The organism is Zestomonas carbonaria (assembly GCF_904061905.1).
Taxonomy (GTDB): Bacteria; Pseudomonadota; Gammaproteobacteria; order Pseudomonadales; family Pseudomonadaceae; genus Aquipseudomonas; species Aquipseudomonas carbonaria.
Genome location: NZ_CAJFCI010000023.1, coordinates 67,504 through 83,698, shown reverse-complemented (window position 1 = coordinate 83,698; position 16,195 = coordinate 67,504). Strand labels below are relative to the sequence as shown.

At 67.3% G+C, this 16,195-nt stretch carries 13 protein-coding genes; 7 read left to right on the top strand and 6 right to left on the bottom strand.

Annotated features, from left to right (window positions below; genetic code table 11):
• Positions 1-13 precede the first annotated feature (13 nt).
• Entirely contained in the window at positions 14-490 is a 477-nt protein-coding gene (tsaE, locus tag PSEWESI4_RS04095) for a tRNA (adenosine(37)-N6)-threonylcarbamoyltransferase complex ATPase subunit type 1 TsaE (RefSeq protein ID WP_187669907.1), read from the bottom strand.
• A complete protein-coding gene (locus tag PSEWESI4_RS04090) occupies positions 478-1,977 on the bottom strand; it encodes an NAD(P)H-hydrate dehydratase (protein WP_187669906.1) in 1,500 nt (499 codons plus the stop codon). Before PSEWESI4_RS04090 ends, tsaE begins: the two co-directional genes overlap by 13 nt.
• 58 nt (positions 1,978-2,035) lie before the next feature.
• Between PSEWESI4_RS04090 and queG the strand changes: the two genes are divergently transcribed.
• A complete protein-coding gene (queG, locus tag PSEWESI4_RS04085) occupies positions 2,036-3,112 on the top strand; it encodes a tRNA epoxyqueuosine(34) reductase QueG (RefSeq protein ID WP_187669905.1) in 1,077 nt (358 codons plus the stop codon).
• Positions 3,113-3,220: 108 nt separating this feature from the next.
• Here the strand turns inward: queG and orn are convergent, their stop codons facing one another.
• On the bottom strand, positions 3,221-3,763 hold the full coding sequence (gene orn, locus PSEWESI4_RS04080) for an oligoribonuclease (protein WP_187669904.1): 543 nt from the start codon (positions 3,761-3,763) through the stop codon (positions 3,221-3,223).
• Positions 3,764-3,874: 111 nt separating this feature from the next.
• Between orn and rsgA the strand changes: the two genes are divergently transcribed.
• Positions 3,875-4,897, top strand: a complete 1,023-nt coding sequence (gene rsgA, locus PSEWESI4_RS04075; RefSeq protein WP_187669903.1) for a small ribosomal subunit biogenesis GTPase RsgA — start codon at positions 3,875-3,877, stop codon at positions 4,895-4,897.
• A gap of 50 nt (positions 4,898-4,947) precedes the next feature.
• Here rsgA and motB read toward each other — a convergent pair whose 3' ends face one another.
• Both motB and motA read right to left on the bottom strand, forming a co-directional pair.
• Entirely contained in the window at positions 4,948-5,910 is a 963-nt protein-coding gene (motB, locus tag PSEWESI4_RS04070) for a flagellar motor protein MotB (protein ID WP_187669902.1), read from the bottom strand.
• A gap of 10 nt (positions 5,911-5,920) precedes the next feature.
• Complete coding sequence (gene motA / locus PSEWESI4_RS04065; RefSeq protein WP_187669901.1) at positions 5,921-6,772, bottom strand: flagellar motor stator protein MotA; 852 nt, start codon at positions 6,770-6,772, stop codon at positions 5,921-5,923.
• 116 nt (positions 6,773-6,888) lie between these two features.
• Between motA and PSEWESI4_RS04060 the strand changes: the two genes are divergently transcribed.
• From PSEWESI4_RS04060 to PSEWESI4_RS04040, 5 genes are all read left to right on the top strand, one after another.
• Positions 6,889-8,403 carry an HDOD domain-containing protein gene (locus tag PSEWESI4_RS04060; RefSeq protein ID WP_187669900.1) on the top strand — a complete coding sequence of 505 codons (1,515 nt, stop codon included), beginning with the start codon at positions 6,889-6,891 and terminating at the stop codon, positions 8,401-8,403.
• A 79-nt stretch (positions 8,404-8,482) separates the two neighbouring features.
• Positions 8,483-9,298: a thiosulfate sulfurtransferase gene (rhdA, locus tag PSEWESI4_RS04055; RefSeq protein ID WP_187669899.1), complete on the top strand. Its 816-nt coding sequence runs from the start codon at positions 8,483-8,485 to the stop codon at positions 9,296-9,298.
• A gap of 3 nt (positions 9,299-9,301) precedes the next feature.
• A complete protein-coding gene (gene asd, locus PSEWESI4_RS04050; RefSeq protein ID WP_187669898.1) occupies positions 9,302-10,168 on the top strand; it encodes an archaetidylserine decarboxylase in 867 nt (288 codons plus the stop codon).
• A gap of 169 nt (positions 10,169-10,337) precedes the next feature.
• Positions 10,338-12,155: a molecular chaperone gene (locus PSEWESI4_RS04045; RefSeq protein WP_187669897.1), complete on the top strand. Its 1,818-nt coding sequence runs from the start codon at positions 10,338-10,340 to the stop codon at positions 12,153-12,155.
• A 108-nt stretch (positions 12,156-12,263) separates the two neighbouring features.
• Positions 12,264-14,333, top strand: a complete 2,070-nt coding sequence (locus PSEWESI4_RS04040) for a GGDEF/EAL domain-containing response regulator (protein ID WP_187669896.1) — start codon at positions 12,264-12,266, stop codon at positions 14,331-14,333.
• Between the two features lie 572 nt (positions 14,334-14,905).
• Here PSEWESI4_RS04040 and serB read toward each other — a convergent pair.
• Positions 14,906-16,120: a phosphoserine phosphatase SerB gene (gene serB / locus PSEWESI4_RS04035; protein WP_187669895.1), complete on the bottom strand. Its 1,215-nt coding sequence runs from the start codon at positions 16,118-16,120 to the stop codon at positions 14,906-14,908.
• Positions 16,121-16,195 lie beyond the last annotated feature (75 nt).

Sequence of the window (16,195 nt, the reverse complement as noted above, 5' to 3'; positions counted from 1 at the left end):
AATCCCCACTCTCTTATTGATGTTGCCGTTCAGCCGCCAGGGCGGCGCACCAGGCTTCACCCCGTGGGCCATGTGGCGCCAAATGCAGCGAACGGCCGCCTCCATGGACGCTAATGGTAATGGTCAGGTCGGCCTTTGGCAAAACGCCGGCGCCGCGCTGCGGCCACTCGATCAGGCACAGCGCGTCGCCTTCGAAGTAATCGCGGATACCGAGGAACTCCAGTTCCTCCGGGTCGGCCAGCCGGTACAGGTCGAAGTGGAAGATGCGCCACTCGCCGATTTCGTAGGGCTCGACCAGGGTGAAGGTCGGGCTCTTCACCGCACCGACATGACCGAAACCGCGAATGATGCCGCGCGACAGGGTGGTCTTGCCCATGCCCAGGTCGCCGTGCAGGTAGATCACGCCCCGACCGGCGGTCGCCCTGGCGATACGCGCACCGAGCTCGAGCATGGCCGCTTCGTCGGCGGCGAACAGGGTCAGGCCAGACATGGGCTATGCGCCTCCAGCAGTTCGCGGATACGAGGAATCAGGTCGCTGGCGGCCAGGCCGCGTCCTTGTGCGCCAAGCGCCTCGCCGGCACGGGCGTGCAGCCAGACGCCCAGGCAGGCCGCCTCGAACGCCACCATCCCCTGGGCGCGCAAGGCACCGACCAGCCCGGCGAGCACGTCGCCCAGCCCGGCGCCGGCCATCGCCGGGTGGCCGCGATCGCACAACACCAGCCGACCATCGGGCGCGGCCACCAGGGTGCCGGCGCCCTTGAGCACCGCCACCGCGGCATATTTCTGCGCCAGAGCCTGTGCGGCGGCGGCGCGGTCGGCCTGCACCTCGGCGGTCGAGCAGCCGAGCAGGCGTGCGGCTTCGCCGGGATGCGGGGTGAGAATCAGGTCGTCCGGCGCGGCCACTTCGCCGGCAGCCAGCAGGTTGAGCGCGTCGGCATCCCAGACCTGCGCCCCGGCGCTGGCCGCCGCCACCGACAGCAGGCTGCGACCCCACGCCGCCTGGCCGAGGCCGGGACCGACCACCAGTACGTCGGCGCGCGCGGCCAGGTCCGGCAACTGATAGGTGGAGGCGACGGCCTGGACCATCACCTCGGGCAGCCGTGCCAGCGACGCCGCCACATGCTCCTCGCGGGTCGCCAGGGACACCAGTCCGGCGCCGGCGCGCAGGGCGCTCTGTGCGCTGAGCAGCGCCGCGCCGCCGAATCCCCGGTCGCCGCCGATCACCAGCAGGTGTCCGAACTGGCCCTTGTGAGCGCAGCGCGGACGGGCCGCCAGGTGGGGCAGCACGGCACCGGTCAGCCGCTGCGCGCGCGCAGGCTGCCCGGAGACGATCCCCGGATCGGCCTGCAGATCGTCGAAGCGCAATTCGCCCACGCGATCCGGGCCGACGCCGCTGAACAGCCCGAGCTTGAGACCGATGAAGGTCACCGTGAGGTCCGCCCGCACCGCCACGCCGAGTTCGCGGCCAGTGTCGGCGCACAGGCCGGAAGGGATGTCGATCGCCAGGATCGGGCGGCCGCTGGCGTTCATCAGGCGGATCGCCTGGGCGAAGGGTTCGCGCACCGCGCCACCGAGGCCGGTACCGAGCAGGGCGTCGACCAGCACGCCGTCGAGCGCCGCACATTCGCTCCAGGCCCGTACCGGCACGCCGGCACGCAGCGCCTCGGCATGGGCCTGGGCGGCATCGCCGGCCAGCTTCGCCGGGTCGCCGACGGCCAGCACCTCGACCTGCCAGCCGGCACGCTGGGCCAGGGCGGCGACCAGGTAGCCGTCGCCGGCATTGTTGCCGTGCCCGGCCAGCACGCTCAGCGCACCGGCATCCGGCCAGCGCTGGCGCAGGGCACGCCAGGCGGCATGGGCGGCGCGCTGCATCAGCTCGAAACCCGGCGTTCCGGCGGCAATCAGGCGGGCGTCCAGGTCACGCACCTGGGCGGCTGTATAAAGAGGCAGGGGAAGGTCGTCGGCTGAGGGCGGCATGCGTCGGCTCCAATGTCTGGCAGAATTATACCCACCCGCCTCCGGTTTCCGCCTCGATATGTCCAGCCCCGCCCTCGCTTCCGGCAATCTCGATCTCGCCGCCCTCGCTCAGTCGATCAGAGACTGGGGCCGCGAGCTGGGTTTCCAGCAGGTCGGTATCGCCGGGCTCGATCTCGCCGAGCACGAGGCTCACCTGCAACGCTGGCTGGAGGCTGGCTACCAGGGCGAGATGGACTACATGGCCGCGCACGGCACGAAACGCTCGCGGCCGCAGGAGCTGGTGCCGGGCACCTTGCGGGTGGTGTCGCTGCGCATGGACTACCTGCCCGGCGACACCGAGATGTCGAAGCGGCTGGCCGAGCCGGAGAAGGCCTACGTGTCGCGCTACGCGCTCGGCCGCGACTACCACAAGCTGGTGCGCAAGCGCCTGCAACAGCTTGCCGAACGCATCCAGCAGGAAATCGGCCCGTTCGGCTACCGCGCCTTCGTCGACAGCGCGCCGGTGCTGGAAAAGGCCATCGCCGAGCAGGCCGGGCTGGGCTGGATCGGCAAGAACACCCTGGTGCTGAACCGCAAGGCCGGCAGCTTCTTCTTCCTCGGCGAGTTGTTCGTCGACCTGCCGCTGCCGGTGGACGCCCCGCACGCCAGCGAACACTGCGGGCGCTGCACGGCCTGCCTGGACATCTGCCCGACCGCCGCCTTCGTCGCCCCGTACCTGCTGGATGCGCGGCGCTGCATTTCCTACCTGACCATCGAGCTGAAGGGCTCGATTCCGGAGGAGCTGCGCCCGCTGATCGGCAACCGGGTGTTCGGCTGCGACGACTGCCAGATCGTCTGCCCGTGGAACCGCTTCGCCCGCCCCAGCGGCCAGGGCGACTTCCAGCCGCGCCACGGCCTGGACAACGCCGAACTGGCCACCCTGTTCCGCTGGAGCGAGGAGGAATTCCTCAGCCGCACCGAGGGCTCGCCGCTACGCCGCGCCGGCTACGAGCGCTGGCTGCGAAACCTGGCGGTGGGACTGGGCAATGCGCCGACCAGCATCCCGGTGCTCGAAGCACTGGAGGCGCGCCGCGGGCATCCCTCGGCGCTGGTGCGCGAGCATGTGGAATGGGCGCTTCGACGGCATGGAAGATAGCTGCAAGCTGCAAGCTGCAAGCTGCAAGCTGCAAGCTGCAAGCTCGATCAGGATGGAGGTCGCTCCAACCGGCACGCCAAGCCTCTTCTTGCAGCTTGTGGCTGCCTGTCAAACCTTGAGGAAGTGCTCGCGGTAGTGGCGCAGCTCGGCGATCGATTCACGGATATCGTCCAGCGCCAGGTGGCTACCCTTCTTCTGGAAGCTTTCCTTGACCTGCGGCGCCCAGCGCTCGGCGAGGATCTTCAGGGTCGAGACGTCGAGGTAGCGGTAGTGGAAGTAGGCTTCCAGCTTCGGCATGTAGCGGTAGAGGAAGCGGCGGTCCTGGCCGATGCTGTTGCCGCAGATCGGCGACTTGCCGGCCGGTACCCACTGCTCGAGGAAGGCCAGGGTCCGTGCCTCGGCCTCGGCGGTGTCGATGCGGCTTTCGCGCACCCGCTGGGTCAGGCCGCTCTGGCCGTGGGTGCGGGTGTTCCACTCGTCCATCCCGGCGAGCACGTCCTCGCTCTGGTGCACGGCGATCACCGGCCCTTCGGCCAGCACGTTGAGGTCGCTGTCGGTGACGATGGTGGCGATCTCGATGATGACATCGCGCTCGGGGTCGAGACCGGTCATTTCCAGGTCGATCCAGATCAGGTTCTGCGGATTCGGCATGATGAAGCTCCTCGGCTAGGCTGCGCAGTTTAGCCCAGCCGGAGCCGCAGGCGCGCCGGATGGCCGTGCTAAACTCGCCGCCGCCCCCGACCGCATCGCCCGGAACCCAGCATGGCCAAACGCCAACTCAACCGCCGCCAGAGCTGGCGCATCGAAAAAATCCAGACCGAACGCGCCGCCCGTGCGGCGAAACGCGAGTCCCAGGCCCTGGAAGCGCTGGAAGGCGGCGACCTGGGCCCCGAGCAATACGGCCTGGTGATCGCACATTTCGGGGTGACGGTCGAAGTGGAAGCCGAGGACGACGGCCTGCTCTATCGCTGCCACCTGCGCGCCAACCTGCCGCCGCTGGTCACCGGCGACCGCGTGGTGTGGCGCGCCGGCAACCGGAACAACGGGGTGATCGTCGCCCAGCTCCCACGCCGCAGCGAGCTGTGCCGCCCGGACAACCGTGGCCTGCTGAAGCCTGTGGCGGCCAACGTCGACCTGATCGTGATCGTCTTCGCTCCGCTGCCGGAACCGCACGCCAACCTGATCGACCGCTACCTGGTAGCCGCCGAGCACGCCGGCATCCGCCCGCTGCTGCTGCTCAACAAGGCCGACCTGATCGACGACACCAACGCCACCGCGCTGGACCGCCTGCTGGCGGTCTATCGCCAGCTCGACTATCCGCTGCTGGAGGTGTCGGCGCACCAGGGTGGCGGCATGGAGGAATTGCAGCGCCTGCTCGACGGCCACGTCAGCGTGTTCGTCGGCCAGTCCGGGGTCGGCAAGTCGTCGCTGGTCAACAGCCTGCTGCCGGACGTCGACACCCGCGTCGGCGCCCTTTCCGAGCTGACCGGCAAGGGCACCCACACCACCACCACCGCGCGGCTGTTCCATTTCCCCGGCGGCGGCGACCTGATCGATTCGCCGGGCATCCGCGAGTTCGGCCTGGGGCACGTCAGCCGCGCGGACATCGAGGACGGCTTCATCGAGTTCCGCGACCTGCTCGGCCACTGCCGCTTCCGTGACTGCAAGCACGACCGCGAGCCGGGCTGCGCGCTGCTCGCCGCCCTCGAAGACGGGCGCATCCAGCCGCAGCGGCTGGCCAGCTACCGGCATATCCTCGCCAGCCTGCCGGAAGAGGAGTACTGAGGTACGGGGTTTCTGGATCCCCGCGTGCGCGGGGATCCACTAGACCAGTCCTACCGATCGAGCCTGAGCGGCCCGTCGTCGAAGATGTTGAGCTGCCTGGGCAACTCTTCCGCCGGCACGACCGGGAGCGACTGCTCTGCCGACGGCGCCTCCGCACCGTCGCCCTGCTCGCCTTCGATGGCGCGCTGGGCCTTCTTGGTCAGGACGATGATGTCGATGCGCCGGTTCACCGGGTTGAACGGATCGACGCGGTCGAACAGCGCCGACGACGCGTAGCCGACCACCCGCGCCACCTGCTCCTCGGGGTAGCCGCCGGCGACCAGCGCGCGCCGGGCCGCATTGGCGCGGCTGGCGGAAAGCTCCCAGTTGCCGAAGTCGCCAGCGCCGGAGAACGGCTTGGCGTCGGTGTGGCCGCTGACACTGATCTTGTTCGGCACTTCCTTGATGGTGTCGGCCATGGCCAGCAGGATGTCCTCGAAGTACGGTTGCAGGCGCGCGCTGCCGAGGTCGAACATCGGCCGGTTCTCGGCATCCATGATCTGGATGCGCAGGCCGTCCTGGGTGATCTCGAGGAGAATCTGGTCCTTGAAACGCTGCAGTTGCGGGTTCTCGTCGATCTTGTTCTGCAATTCCTGGAGCAGCAGTTCAAGACGCTCGCGCTCCAGGCGGTCGGCGATGTCCTCGGCCTGCGTCGGGTCCATCTTGCTGCGGTCCTGGTCGTCCGGCAGGTTCTGGATTTCCGGGTTGAGGGTCTTGTCCGGCGCCGGCGTTGGCGTGCCGCCGAGGTCGATCACGTAGGGGCTGGCGCTCTCGGTGAAGCCGACCGGGTCCTGGAAATAGCCGGAAATCGCCTTCTTCTGTTCCGGCGTGGCCGAGGACATCAGCCACAGCACCAGGAAGAACGCCATCATCGCCGTGGCGAAGTCGGCGAAGGCGATCTTCCAGGAACCTCCGTGATGGCCGGCGGCATAGCGCTTGACGCGCTTGACGATGATCGGCTGGTTATTGTCCATCGCCTATCCGTCAGCTACCGCGCATGGCTTGGTCGAGTTCGCTGAAGCTCGGCCGATGGGCCGGCAGCAGCACCTTGCGGCCGAACTCCACAGCCAGGGTCGGCGGCATGCCGGAGGCGGAAGCGACCAGGCAGGCCTTGATCGCCTCGAACAGGTTCAGCTCTTCCTTGGCATCGTGCTCCAGGGCGTTGGACAGCGGACCGACGAAGCCGTAGGCGGCGAGAATCCCCAGGAAGGTCCCCACCAGCGCGGCGCCGACATGCTGGCCAAGCGCGGCCTGCTCGGCCTCGCCGAGCATGGCCATGGTCACCACGATGCCGAGCACCGCGGCGACGATGCCGAAGCCGGGCAGGCCGTCGGCGACGCGGGTGACCGCGTGGGCGGGATGTTCGAGTTCCTCCTTGAGGCTGGACAGCTCCATGTCGAACAGCCCTTCCAGCTCGTGCGGCGCCATGTTTCCGGACGACATGATGCGCAGGTAATCGCAGATGAACGCGGTCATCCGCTCATCCTTGAGTACGCCGGGGTACTTGCTGAAGATCGGGCTGGACGCCGGCTCCTCGATATCCGCCTCGACCGCCATCATGCCTTCGCGGCGGCTCTTGTTGAGGATTTCGTAGAGCAGCCGCAGCACCTCCAGGTAGAAAGCGTGGGTGAAACGCGACCCGAACATCTTCAACGACTTCTTGAAGACGTGCATGGTGGTGCTGCCGGGGTTGGCCTGCAGGAAGGCGCCGAACGCCGCGCCGCCGATGATCAGCACTTCGAAGGGCTGGATCAGCGCGGCGATCTTGCCATGGGAAAGAACGTATCCGCCGAGCACGCTGGCGAATACGACGATGATGCCGAGAATTTTTGCCATGAGATTACGAGTCGCTGGTGAAGGGCTGAATGAGGCCGCCCTTCTCTTTATCGGAAGATGTGCGCCAGACTATAGGTTGGCAGGTCGAAAATCCATTCAGCACAGCCGGCACGCCCATGCAGACGCCCTCTCCCCGTAGTTTGGAAGCCTGGGTCCAGGAACTGGACAGGGTCCCCTTGCCGATTTCCGCAGACCTGCACAGCCAGCTCGGCCATGTGCTGCACGACAACCGCCGCTCGCTGCGCGACATCGCCGACCAGTTGCAACGGAGCCCCGTTGCGGCACTGACCCTGCTTCGCGAAGCCAACCGTCACGGCGGTGGGCTGAGCCAGCCGGCGGAAAGCCTGGAGGTCGCCCTCACCCGGCTCGGCCTGCAACGCAGCGCGGAACTGCTCGGCCGCCTGCCGGCCGGCGATGCGGCGACGATCCCCAGGGCCCTGGGCCAACTGCTGTTGATCAGCCAGCACGCCTCGCAGCAGGCCAGCGGCCTGTTCGGTGCGCGCCTGGCGCGGCTCTGGCAGGAAATCCACTGCGGCAGCCTGTTGCTGCTCGCCCCGCTATGGCCACTGGCGGCCGCATACCCAGGGCTGCTGGAGACCTGGGAGCAACGCGTGCTGGCCCATGGCGAGCCTGCGCTCGCGGTCGAGGAAGAGCTGTTCGGCGTGCCGCTGCTGCACCTGGCTTCGCGCCTGGCCGAGCACTGGCGCCTGCCCGACTGGATCGCGCACAGCTACCACCTGCTCCTGAACGACCGCCGCCTGCTGGTCAAGGCCCTGCGCATCGCCCGCGACAACGAGCACCCGCTGCACCAGCAGCAACAACTCGACGCCGAGCCCGTCTTGCGCCGCTGGCTGACCCAGCCGGCCAACAGCGTGCTGCTGGCCAATAGCCTGGCGCTGTCCGCGCATGTCGGCTGGGGCTGCGAGCACAGCCTGCGCTGGCAACGGCTGACCGGCCTGCACCTGCAACTGCCGCTGGGCGAAGTGCAGCAACTGGTCCACCAGCAGGCCGCGCTGAGCGCCCGCGAACTGGCGCCCCATGACCTTTGGCATCCGGCCATCGCCCTGCTCTGGCCCTGGTCGGCCAACCACCTGCGCCCGCCCGAACAACCCGCCGCGCCACCCCCGACCACGTTGCAGGACTGGCGAGCGCACTGCGCCGAACTGCTGCGCGCGCCCAGCCCGTTCCTCAACGTGGTACAGCTCACCAGCCGCGCCCGAGAAGCCCTGAACGCCTGCGGCCTGCCGCGCATCCTGCTGCTGCTCGCCGATCGCCAACACAGCCGGCTGCGCGCGCAACAGGCCAGCGGCCTGGACGGGACGATCGCCGGCTTCGAGCTGGACCCGGCGCCCAGCCCGCTGCTGCGCCGCTTGCTCGAACGACCCGCGCAGTTGCGCCTGAGTCCGGCCAACATGGCGCAATACTCCGCGCTGCTGCCCGGCCCGCTGAAGGCGCTGTTCCCCAGCGAGCACCTGCTGCTGCGCTCGCTGGCCCACAACGGCCGGGTGGTCATGCTGCTGGTCGCCGACCGCGAAGGGCTGGTGCTGGACGATATCCACGCGCAAGCCTTCGCCAAGACGTCGCAATGCATCGAGCGGGCCCTGGAGCAGTTCAGCCAACGCGGCCGGTAACCCGCACTTACAGCTCTCCATCCGCGCATACGGCCAGTTCCGCTACAATCCGCCCTTTTCCGTTTCCGGAGGCTTTCCCATGTCCGCCTTCTCCACCCTGCCGCTGGTGATCGAACCGGCCGACCTGGCCAGCCGCCTCGATGCGCCTGAACTGATCCTGGTCGATCTCACCAATGCCGCGCGCTACGTCGAAGGCCACATTGCCGGTGCCCGCTTCGTCGATCCCAAGCGCACCCAGCTCGGCCAGCCGCCAGCCCCGGGCCTGTTGCCGGAGCAGGCGCAGCTCGAAGCACTGTTCGGCGAACTCGGCCATCGTCCTGAAGCGGTCTACGTGGTCTACGACGACGAAGGCGGCGGCTGGGCCGGGCGCTTCATCTGGCTGCTCGACGTGATCGGCCACGGCCGCTACCACTACCTGAACGGCGGCCTGCATGCCTGGCTGGCCGATGGCCGCGCCCTGGACAGAGACGTCCCCGCGCCGGCCGGCGGCCCGCTGCCGCTGACCCTGCACGACGAACCCACCGCCACCCGCGAGTACCTGCAAAGCCGCCTGGGCGCCGCCGACCTGGCCGTGTGGGACGCCCGCAACCCCAGCGAATACCGGGGCGAAAAAGTCCTCGCGGCCAAGGGCGGACACGTGCCCGGCGCGGTCAACTTCGAGTGGACCGCCGGCATGGACCCGGCGCGCGCGCTGCGCATCCGCGAAGACATGGCGAGCATCCTCGCCGACCTGGGCATCACCCCGGACAAGGAAGTGATCACCCATTGCCAGACCCATCACCGCTCCGGCTTCACCTACCTGGTGGCCAAGGCGCTCGGCTACCCGCGCGTCAAGGGCTACGCCGGCTCATGGTCCGAGTGGGGCAACCATCCAGACACCCCCGTAGAGGTTTGACGAATGCCGTTCAAAGACCGCCTGTTCCTGCTCGCCCAGTACCTGCTGCCGCACCACCTGCTGTCGCGCCTGATCGGCCTGGCCGCCGAATGCCGCGCGGCCTGGTTCAAGAACCGCCTGATCGACTGGTTCGCGCGCCGCTACCAGGTCGACATGAGCGAGGCGCGGGTCGAGGACCTGCACGCCTACGAGCACTTCAACGCTTTCTTCACTCGCGCCCTGAAGGATGGCGCGCGGCCACTGGATGAAGCCCCCGACGCGGTGCTCTGCCCAGCCGACGGCGCCATCAGCCAACTCGGCCGCATCGAGCACGGGCGCATCTTCCAGGCCAAGGGTCACGGCTTCAGCGCCGTCGAGCTGCTCGGCGGCGATGCCGAGCGCGCCGCGCCGTTCATGGGCGGCAGCTTCGCCACCGTCTATCTGTCGCCGAAGGACTACCACCGCGTGCACATGCCGCTGGCCGGCACCCTGCGCGAGATGGTCTATGTGCCGGGCCGACTGTTCTCGGTCAACCAGCTCACCGCCGAGAACGTCTCCGAACTGTTCGCCCGCAACGAGCGGGTGGTCTGCCTGTTCGACACCGAGCGCGGGCCGATGGCCGTGGTGCTGGTCGGCGCGATGATCGTCGCCTCGGTCGAGACCGTCTGGGCCGGCCTGGTCACCCCGCCCAAGCGCGAGCTGAAGAGCGTGCGCTACGACGAAGCCGCGCGTGCGCCGATCCACCTGGAAAAAGGCGCCGAACTGGGACGCTTCAAGCTGGGCTCCACCGCCATCGTGCTGTTCGGCCCGGAGCAGGTGCAGTGGGCCGAAGAGCTCACCGCCAACAGCCCCGTACGCATGGGGCAACGCCTGGCCAGCGCCAGGGCCTGAACACTGTCGCGAGGGTGCGCACCACCCTCGCCGGCCCTCTGCCACCAGCAGCGCAGGCCTTTTGGATAGGCTGCCAGCGCAGGCAGATGCTGCTAGAGTGTCGCAAAGCTTTCGCGAGAATCTCCCCTTATCGCCGTTGGCGTTTCCAGCCCCGCGGATAACGAGATACATGGATAAACAGAGTCTCCATCTGCTGCTACGCGTGCCCACTCCCGACAAGCAGAGCCTGTCCTGTTGCGAGCCCACCCCCCGTGACCTCAAGCGCTGGATCGCAGGACTGCCGAAGGCCAACCTGGGAGAAACCGCGCGCCAGCTCTACCAGTGCCTGATCGAGGTCAACCACCTGATCACGCCGGTGGACAACCGCCTGCAATTGCTCGAACTGCTGCGCATCGAGGTGTACTTCGTCTGCCAGCATCTCGAACGCCACTTTCTCAACCAGGCGATCGTCCTCGACGAACGCCCGCGCAAGATCGCCAACCTCTGCCAGGCCCTGCAGAACCACCTGGCCGCCGGTTACAAGTTGATCATCACCCAGGAACTGCCACGCAGCCGGGAACGCCGCCGCGAGCAGGACGAACTGCTGGTGGTCGCCCTGCAGCGCGCCACCCACAGCCTGTGCGGCCCGCTGATCCGCGCCAACCAGTTGTATTGCCCGATCCCCGAAGGTCTCTGGCTGGAGCTCCACCAGATCTACCAGATCGCCCATGCGCGCCGCCTGCACGGCATCGTGGTGCGCGACAAACTGGCCCGCCACACCCAGGGGCTGAGCGTCGAGCAGACCTACCTGGTCGCCCTGCTGCTGGGCTGCTCGCGCTGCAACCAGATGCGCCAGAACAGCATCGCCCGCCTGGCCGAAGTGCTCGAATCCTGGAGCCCCATGGTCCGCCTACAGGCTGCGGATGCGCCGGGCACGCTGTTCATCGTGGCCCCGCAGGTGGACGGCCCGCCGCGCTACAAGTCGCTGTTCCAGTCAGGCGAACCGCACAACCTGCTGGGCATCGACCCACAGCCGCTGGTCGACGCCATCAAGGAATACCTGCTCCTGCCGGAAGGCGATCGAAGCAAGGCGCGCCTGCCGGTCCCGGACAACTTCAGCATCGACCTGCTCCAGCACCTCGCCTCGGCCTGGGGCGACATCGCCGAACGCACCTTCCAGCGCACCGCCGGCCAGGGCAACCTGATCCTGTGCATCGGCATGAGCGCACTGCACTACTTCCTGGCCGGGCGCAAACCGTTCAGCGAAGTGCTGAAGCGCCCCGACGAACACAAGAGCGCGGTGTTCAAGCCGCTCGCCACCCAAGTCAGCGATGTCTGGCGCAATGCCTTCGACGCGCAACCGACCCAGGACTGGGAGAAGGGCCTGCCGTTCGAGGAAATCCAGTACAGCCGCCCCGAGCAGAGCCCCGCCGAACAGGGCGACAGCGGAGGCGAGAGCTACCTCAGCTACGAGTTGGCGATCATCAACCACAGTCCGGGCGGCTACTGCCTGAGCTGGCCGAAGGAAGTGCCCAGCCAGTTGCAGGCCGGCGAACTGCTCGGCATCCAGGACACCCCGGAGCAGAGCTGGAGCATCGCCCTGGTGCGCTGGATCCGCCAGGTCCGTGGCGGCGGCACGCAGATGGGCATCGAGCTGATCGCTCCGCATGCACAGCCCTGTGGCCTGCAACTGCTGCGCAAGGACGAGCAGAACAGCCAGTTCCTGCGCGCCCTGCTGCTCCCGGAAATCAGCGCGATATCCCGCCCGGCGACCCTGATCACCCCGCGCCTGCCTTTCCAGGAAGGCAACAAGGTACTGATCAACCTCAACGGAGAGGAACGTCGTGCGGTGCTCAGCCGCAAGCAGACCGGCAGCGGCAGTTTCAACCAGTTCGAATACCGGCCGATCGAGCAGGGGCCGAGCGATCCAGGGAAGCCCGTCACATCGTCGACAAGCCAGAAATTCGGCGGCGAGGAAGATTTTGACTCGCTCTGGAAGTCGCTGTAGGCTCCAAAACCACTACCATTTGTCGGGATTTAGCGCCCGTCTGGCGCGATCCGGGAGCGTTCTTTCAACGCCACACAACGGATCAGAACAGGTTGTTAAGCACATTCCATGGCCATCGAAAAAAAGACCATCCGCCTGCTGATTCTCGAAGACTCTCAAAACGAGGCCGAACGCCTCGTCAGCCTGTTCCGCAACGCCGGTCGCGCCACCCGGGTCCACCGCGTCACCTCCAGCGATGATCTCGCCGAAGCCCTGCAACAGAGCTGGGACCTGCTGATCGCCGCGCCGAGCAGCGAAAACCTCGACCCCGGCGAGGCAATCTCCGCGATCCGCCGCCAGGCCAAGGACATCCCGGTGATCCAGTTGGTCGCCGACAACGATTCCGACTCCATCACCGAAGCCCTGGCCCTCGGCGCCCAGGACGCGCTGCCGCAAGGCGAGGACGAGCGCCTGGTCCTGGTCGCCAACCGCGAACTGGCCAACCTCGACGAACGCCGTGCCCGCCGCGCCGCCGAAGTCGCCCTGCGCGAAGCGGAAAAACGCTGCCAACTGCTGCTCGACAGCTCGGTGGACGCCATCACCTACGTCCACGACGGCATGCACATCTACGCCAACCGCGCCTACCTGCAGATGTTCGGCTACGAAGACGCCGACGAGCTGGAAGGCATGCCGATGATCGACCTGATCGGCAACACCGACCAGGGCAAGTTCAAGGATTTCCTGAAGAGCTACCAGGGCAGCGAAGGCGGTGTCGAACTGACCTGCGCCGGAGTCAAGGCCAACGGCCAGAGCTTCGAGGCGCGGATGAGCTTCTCGCCGGCCACCTACGACGGTGAACCGTGCATCCAGGTGGTGATCCGCGCCGAGACCGACAACGCCGAACTGGAAGAGAAGCTGCGCGAGATCAGCAGCCAGGACCTGGTCACCGGCCTGTTCAACCGCAACCACTTCCTGGAACTGCTCGACGACGCCGCCGAGCGAGCCGTCAACGCCGGCCAACCTTCCAGCCTGGCCTACGTGCGCATCGACCACTATCCGACGCTGCTCGCCGACGTCGGCCTGGCCGGCATCGACCTGCTGCTCGCCGACCTGGCCAACCTGCTGCGCGCCCACTTCCCCAGCGACGCGCAACTGGCGCGCTTCGGCGACGACGTGTTCAGCGTGCTGCAACCGGGGATCACCCCCGAACAGAGCGCGGACAGCCTGCAGGTCCTGCTGAAGAAGGTCGAAAGCTACCTGTTCGACGTCGCCGGACGCACCGTGCAGACCACCCTGACCATCGGTGTGGCGGGCATCAACGAAACCACCGTCAAGGCGCAGGAAGTGATCGACCGCGCCCACCGCTGCGCCGACGAGCTGAAGGACGGCAACGCCGTGAAGCTGTACAGCCCGGCCGACGAGCTCGCCGCCGCCGCCAGCCGAGGCAACATGCTCGCCATGCTCCAGCATGCCCTGGAGACCAACGCCTTCCGCCTGCTGTTCCAGCCGATCATCAGCCTGCGTGGCGACAGCAACGAGTACTACGAAGTGCTGCTGCGCCTGCTCAACGCCCAAGGCGAAGAGGTGCCGCCGGCTGAATTCCTCGGCGCCGCGCGGGACGCTGGCCTGGGGGAAAAGATCGATCGCTGGGTGATCCTCAATTCCATCAAGCTGCTCGCCGACCATCGCGCCAAGGGCCACAACACCTGCCTGTTCATCCACCTGTCGAGCGCCAGCCTGCAGGACCAGACCCTGCTGCCCTGGCTCAGCGTGGCGCTCAAGGCCGCGCGACTGCCGTCCGACGCCCTGGCGTTCCAGATCAACGAGCCGGATGCCATCGCCTACCTCAAGCAGGCCAAGGCGCTCACCCAGGGGCTGACCGAGCTGCACTGCAAGGTCGCCCTGAGCCAGTTCGGCTGCGCCCTCAACCCGTTCAACACGCTGAAGCACCTGAGCGTCGACTTCGTGAAGGTCGACGGCTCGTTCTCCCAGGACCTGGCCTCGGCGGAGAGCCAGGAAGCCCTCAAGACCCTGCTGGCCAGCCTGCACGCCCAGGCCAAGCTGACCATCGTGCCCTTCGTGGAGAGCGCCAGCGTGCTGGCCACCCTGTGGCAGGCCGGGGTCAACTACATCCAGGGCTACTACCTGCAGGGCCCGAGCCAGTCGATGGACTACGACTTCTCGGCCGGCGACGAATAAGGCTGGAGGCTGGAGGCTGGAGGCTGGAGGCTGGAGGCTGGAGGCTGGAGGCTGGAGGCTGGACAGGGCTCTGGCCATGCACCTTCTACGTCAAGCCTTTTTTCGCGGCCATGGAACTGGGCGTCCCCTCCGATCCTACAAACGCAGCCTAGATGCCGACCTGTAGGAGCGCGCCATGCGCGCGATCACCGGCAACGCCAAAGCATCGCCAGCAAGCTGGCTCCTACAACAGCGGACGAGTAGCCCGGATGAAATCCGGGTTACGTGGCTTGTTTATTGGGTCCCCACGTTCGCGGGGATGACGGTGGAGAACGAGGCTTCCACGTAGGGTGCGCCGTGCGCACCGATCCAGGATCAACACCTACATTTCCGGCGAACCACCCTGCCCGCCCCAGGGTAAACGGTGCGCACGGCGCACCCTACAAAAGCTTTTTCGTCCGGCCTTCCAGCCTCCAGCGCTCTTATCGGCCTTTCCGTAGGATGGGTGACAACCCATCACCAACCCAGGCACCGAGCCAGGAAACAGACACGAAAAAGCCGCCCGTAGGCGGCTTTTTCGTTCTTGGCCGTGTTCAGGCCTGCCCGTCGCGATCCCGATAGCCGAGCAGATAGAGAATGCCATCCAACCCCAGGGTGGAGATCGCCTGCTTGGCCGACTGCTTGACCAGCGGCTTGGCGCGGAAGGCCACGCCGAGGCCGGCCAGGCCGAGCATCGGCAGGTCGTTGGCGCCGTCGCCGACGGCGATGGTCTGCTCCAGTTGCAGGCCCTCCTTCGCCGCCAGTTCGCGCAGCAGGTCGGCCTTGCGCTGGGCGTCGACGATCGGCTCGACGGCCACGCCGGTGACCTTGCCATCGACGATCTGCAACTCGTTGGCGAACACGTAGTCGATGCCCAGCCGGGCCTGCAACTGCCTGGCGAAATAGGTGAAGCCGCCGGACAGGATGGCGGTCTTGTAGCCGAGGCGATTGAGTTCGGCGAACAATGTTTCGGCGCCTTCGGTCAGGCGCAGCGAGGCGCCGATATCCTCGAGCACATCCTCGGACAGCCCCTTGAGCAGCGCCAGGCGCTCCTTGAAGCTGGCCCGGAAGTCCAGTTCGCCGCGCATCGCCCGCTCGGTGATCTCAGCGACCTGCTCGCCGACGCCGGCGGCCTTGGCCAGCTCGTCGATCACCTCGGCCTCGATCAGCGTCGAGTCCATGTCGAACACCGCCAGCCGGCGATTGCGGCGGAACACCGTATCCTGCTGGAAGGCGATGTCGACGTTGAGCTCCTGCGCCACGCTGAGGAACTCGGCACGCAGCGCCACCGGATCGGCCGGCTCGCCGCGCACGGAGAACTCGATGCAGCCCTTGCTCAGCTCGGCCGGGGTGTCCAGCGGCATGCGTCCGGACAGGCGGTCGATATGGTCGATGTTCAGGCCGTACTTGGCGGTGATCGAACTGACCCGCTGCAACTGCTCGGCGGTCACCTTGCGGGTCAGCAGGGTGACGATGTGCCGGGGCTTGCCCTGGCCACCCACCCATTGCTGGTAGTCGGACTCGGAAACCGGGGTGAAACGCACCTGCTGGTCGAGCTTATAGGCGGTGAACAGCACGTCCTTGAGCACCGAGGACGCCTGCTCGGTATCGGGAATCTCCACCAGGATGCCGAACGACAGGGTGTCGTGGATCACCGCCTGGCCGATGTCGAGGATATTCACCCCGCCCTGCGCAAGGACGCCGGTGATGGCGGCAGTCAGCCCCGGGCGGTCCTCGCCGGTGATATTGATCAGAACGATTTCGCGCAAGGCGCAACCCTCGCTGTGTAAAAGGCGCACATTCTACCCGCTTTCCCCGCCGCACGGGCACGCCCGCCGCTTTGC

Bases quoted from the DNA above. Each gene is read 5' to 3' on its own strand.
- motA (WP_187669901.1), bottom strand. From the start codon at position 6,772: ATGGCAAAAATTCTCGGCATCATCGTCGTATTCGCCAGCGTGCTCGGC.
- rhdA (WP_187669899.1), top strand. From the start codon at position 8,483: ATGTCCGCCTTCTCCACCCTGCCGCTGGTGATCGAACCGGCCGACCTG.
- asd (WP_187669898.1), top strand. From the start codon at position 9,302: ATGCCGTTCAAAGACCGCCTGTTCCTGCTCGCCCAGTACCTGCTGCCG.
- rsgA (WP_187669903.1), top strand. From the start codon at position 3,875: ATGGCCAAACGCCAACTCAACCGCCGCCAGAGCTGGCGCATCGAAAAA.
- PSEWESI4_RS04040 (WP_187669896.1), top strand. From the start codon at position 12,264: ATGGCCATCGAAAAAAAGACCATCCGCCTGCTGATTCTCGAAGACTCT.
- tsaE (WP_187669907.1), bottom strand. From the start codon at position 490: ATGTCTGGCCTGACCCTGTTCGCCGCCGACGAAGCGGCCATGCTCGAG.
- motB (WP_187669902.1), bottom strand. From the start codon at position 5,910: ATGGACAATAACCAGCCGATCATCGTCAAGCGCGTCAAGCGCTATGCC.
- PSEWESI4_RS04045 (WP_187669897.1), top strand. From the start codon at position 10,338: ATGGATAAACAGAGTCTCCATCTGCTGCTACGCGTGCCCACTCCCGAC.
- queG (WP_187669905.1), top strand. From the start codon at position 2,036: ATGTCCAGCCCCGCCCTCGCTTCCGGCAATCTCGATCTCGCCGCCCTC.
- orn (WP_187669904.1), bottom strand. From the start codon at position 3,763: ATGCCGAATCCGCAGAACCTGATCTGGATCGACCTGGAAATGACCGGT.
- PSEWESI4_RS04060 (WP_187669900.1), top strand. From the start codon at position 6,889: ATGCAGACGCCCTCTCCCCGTAGTTTGGAAGCCTGGGTCCAGGAACTG.
- PSEWESI4_RS04090 (WP_187669906.1), bottom strand. From the start codon at position 1,977: ATGCCGCCCTCAGCCGACGACCTTCCCCTGCCTCTTTATACAGCCGCC.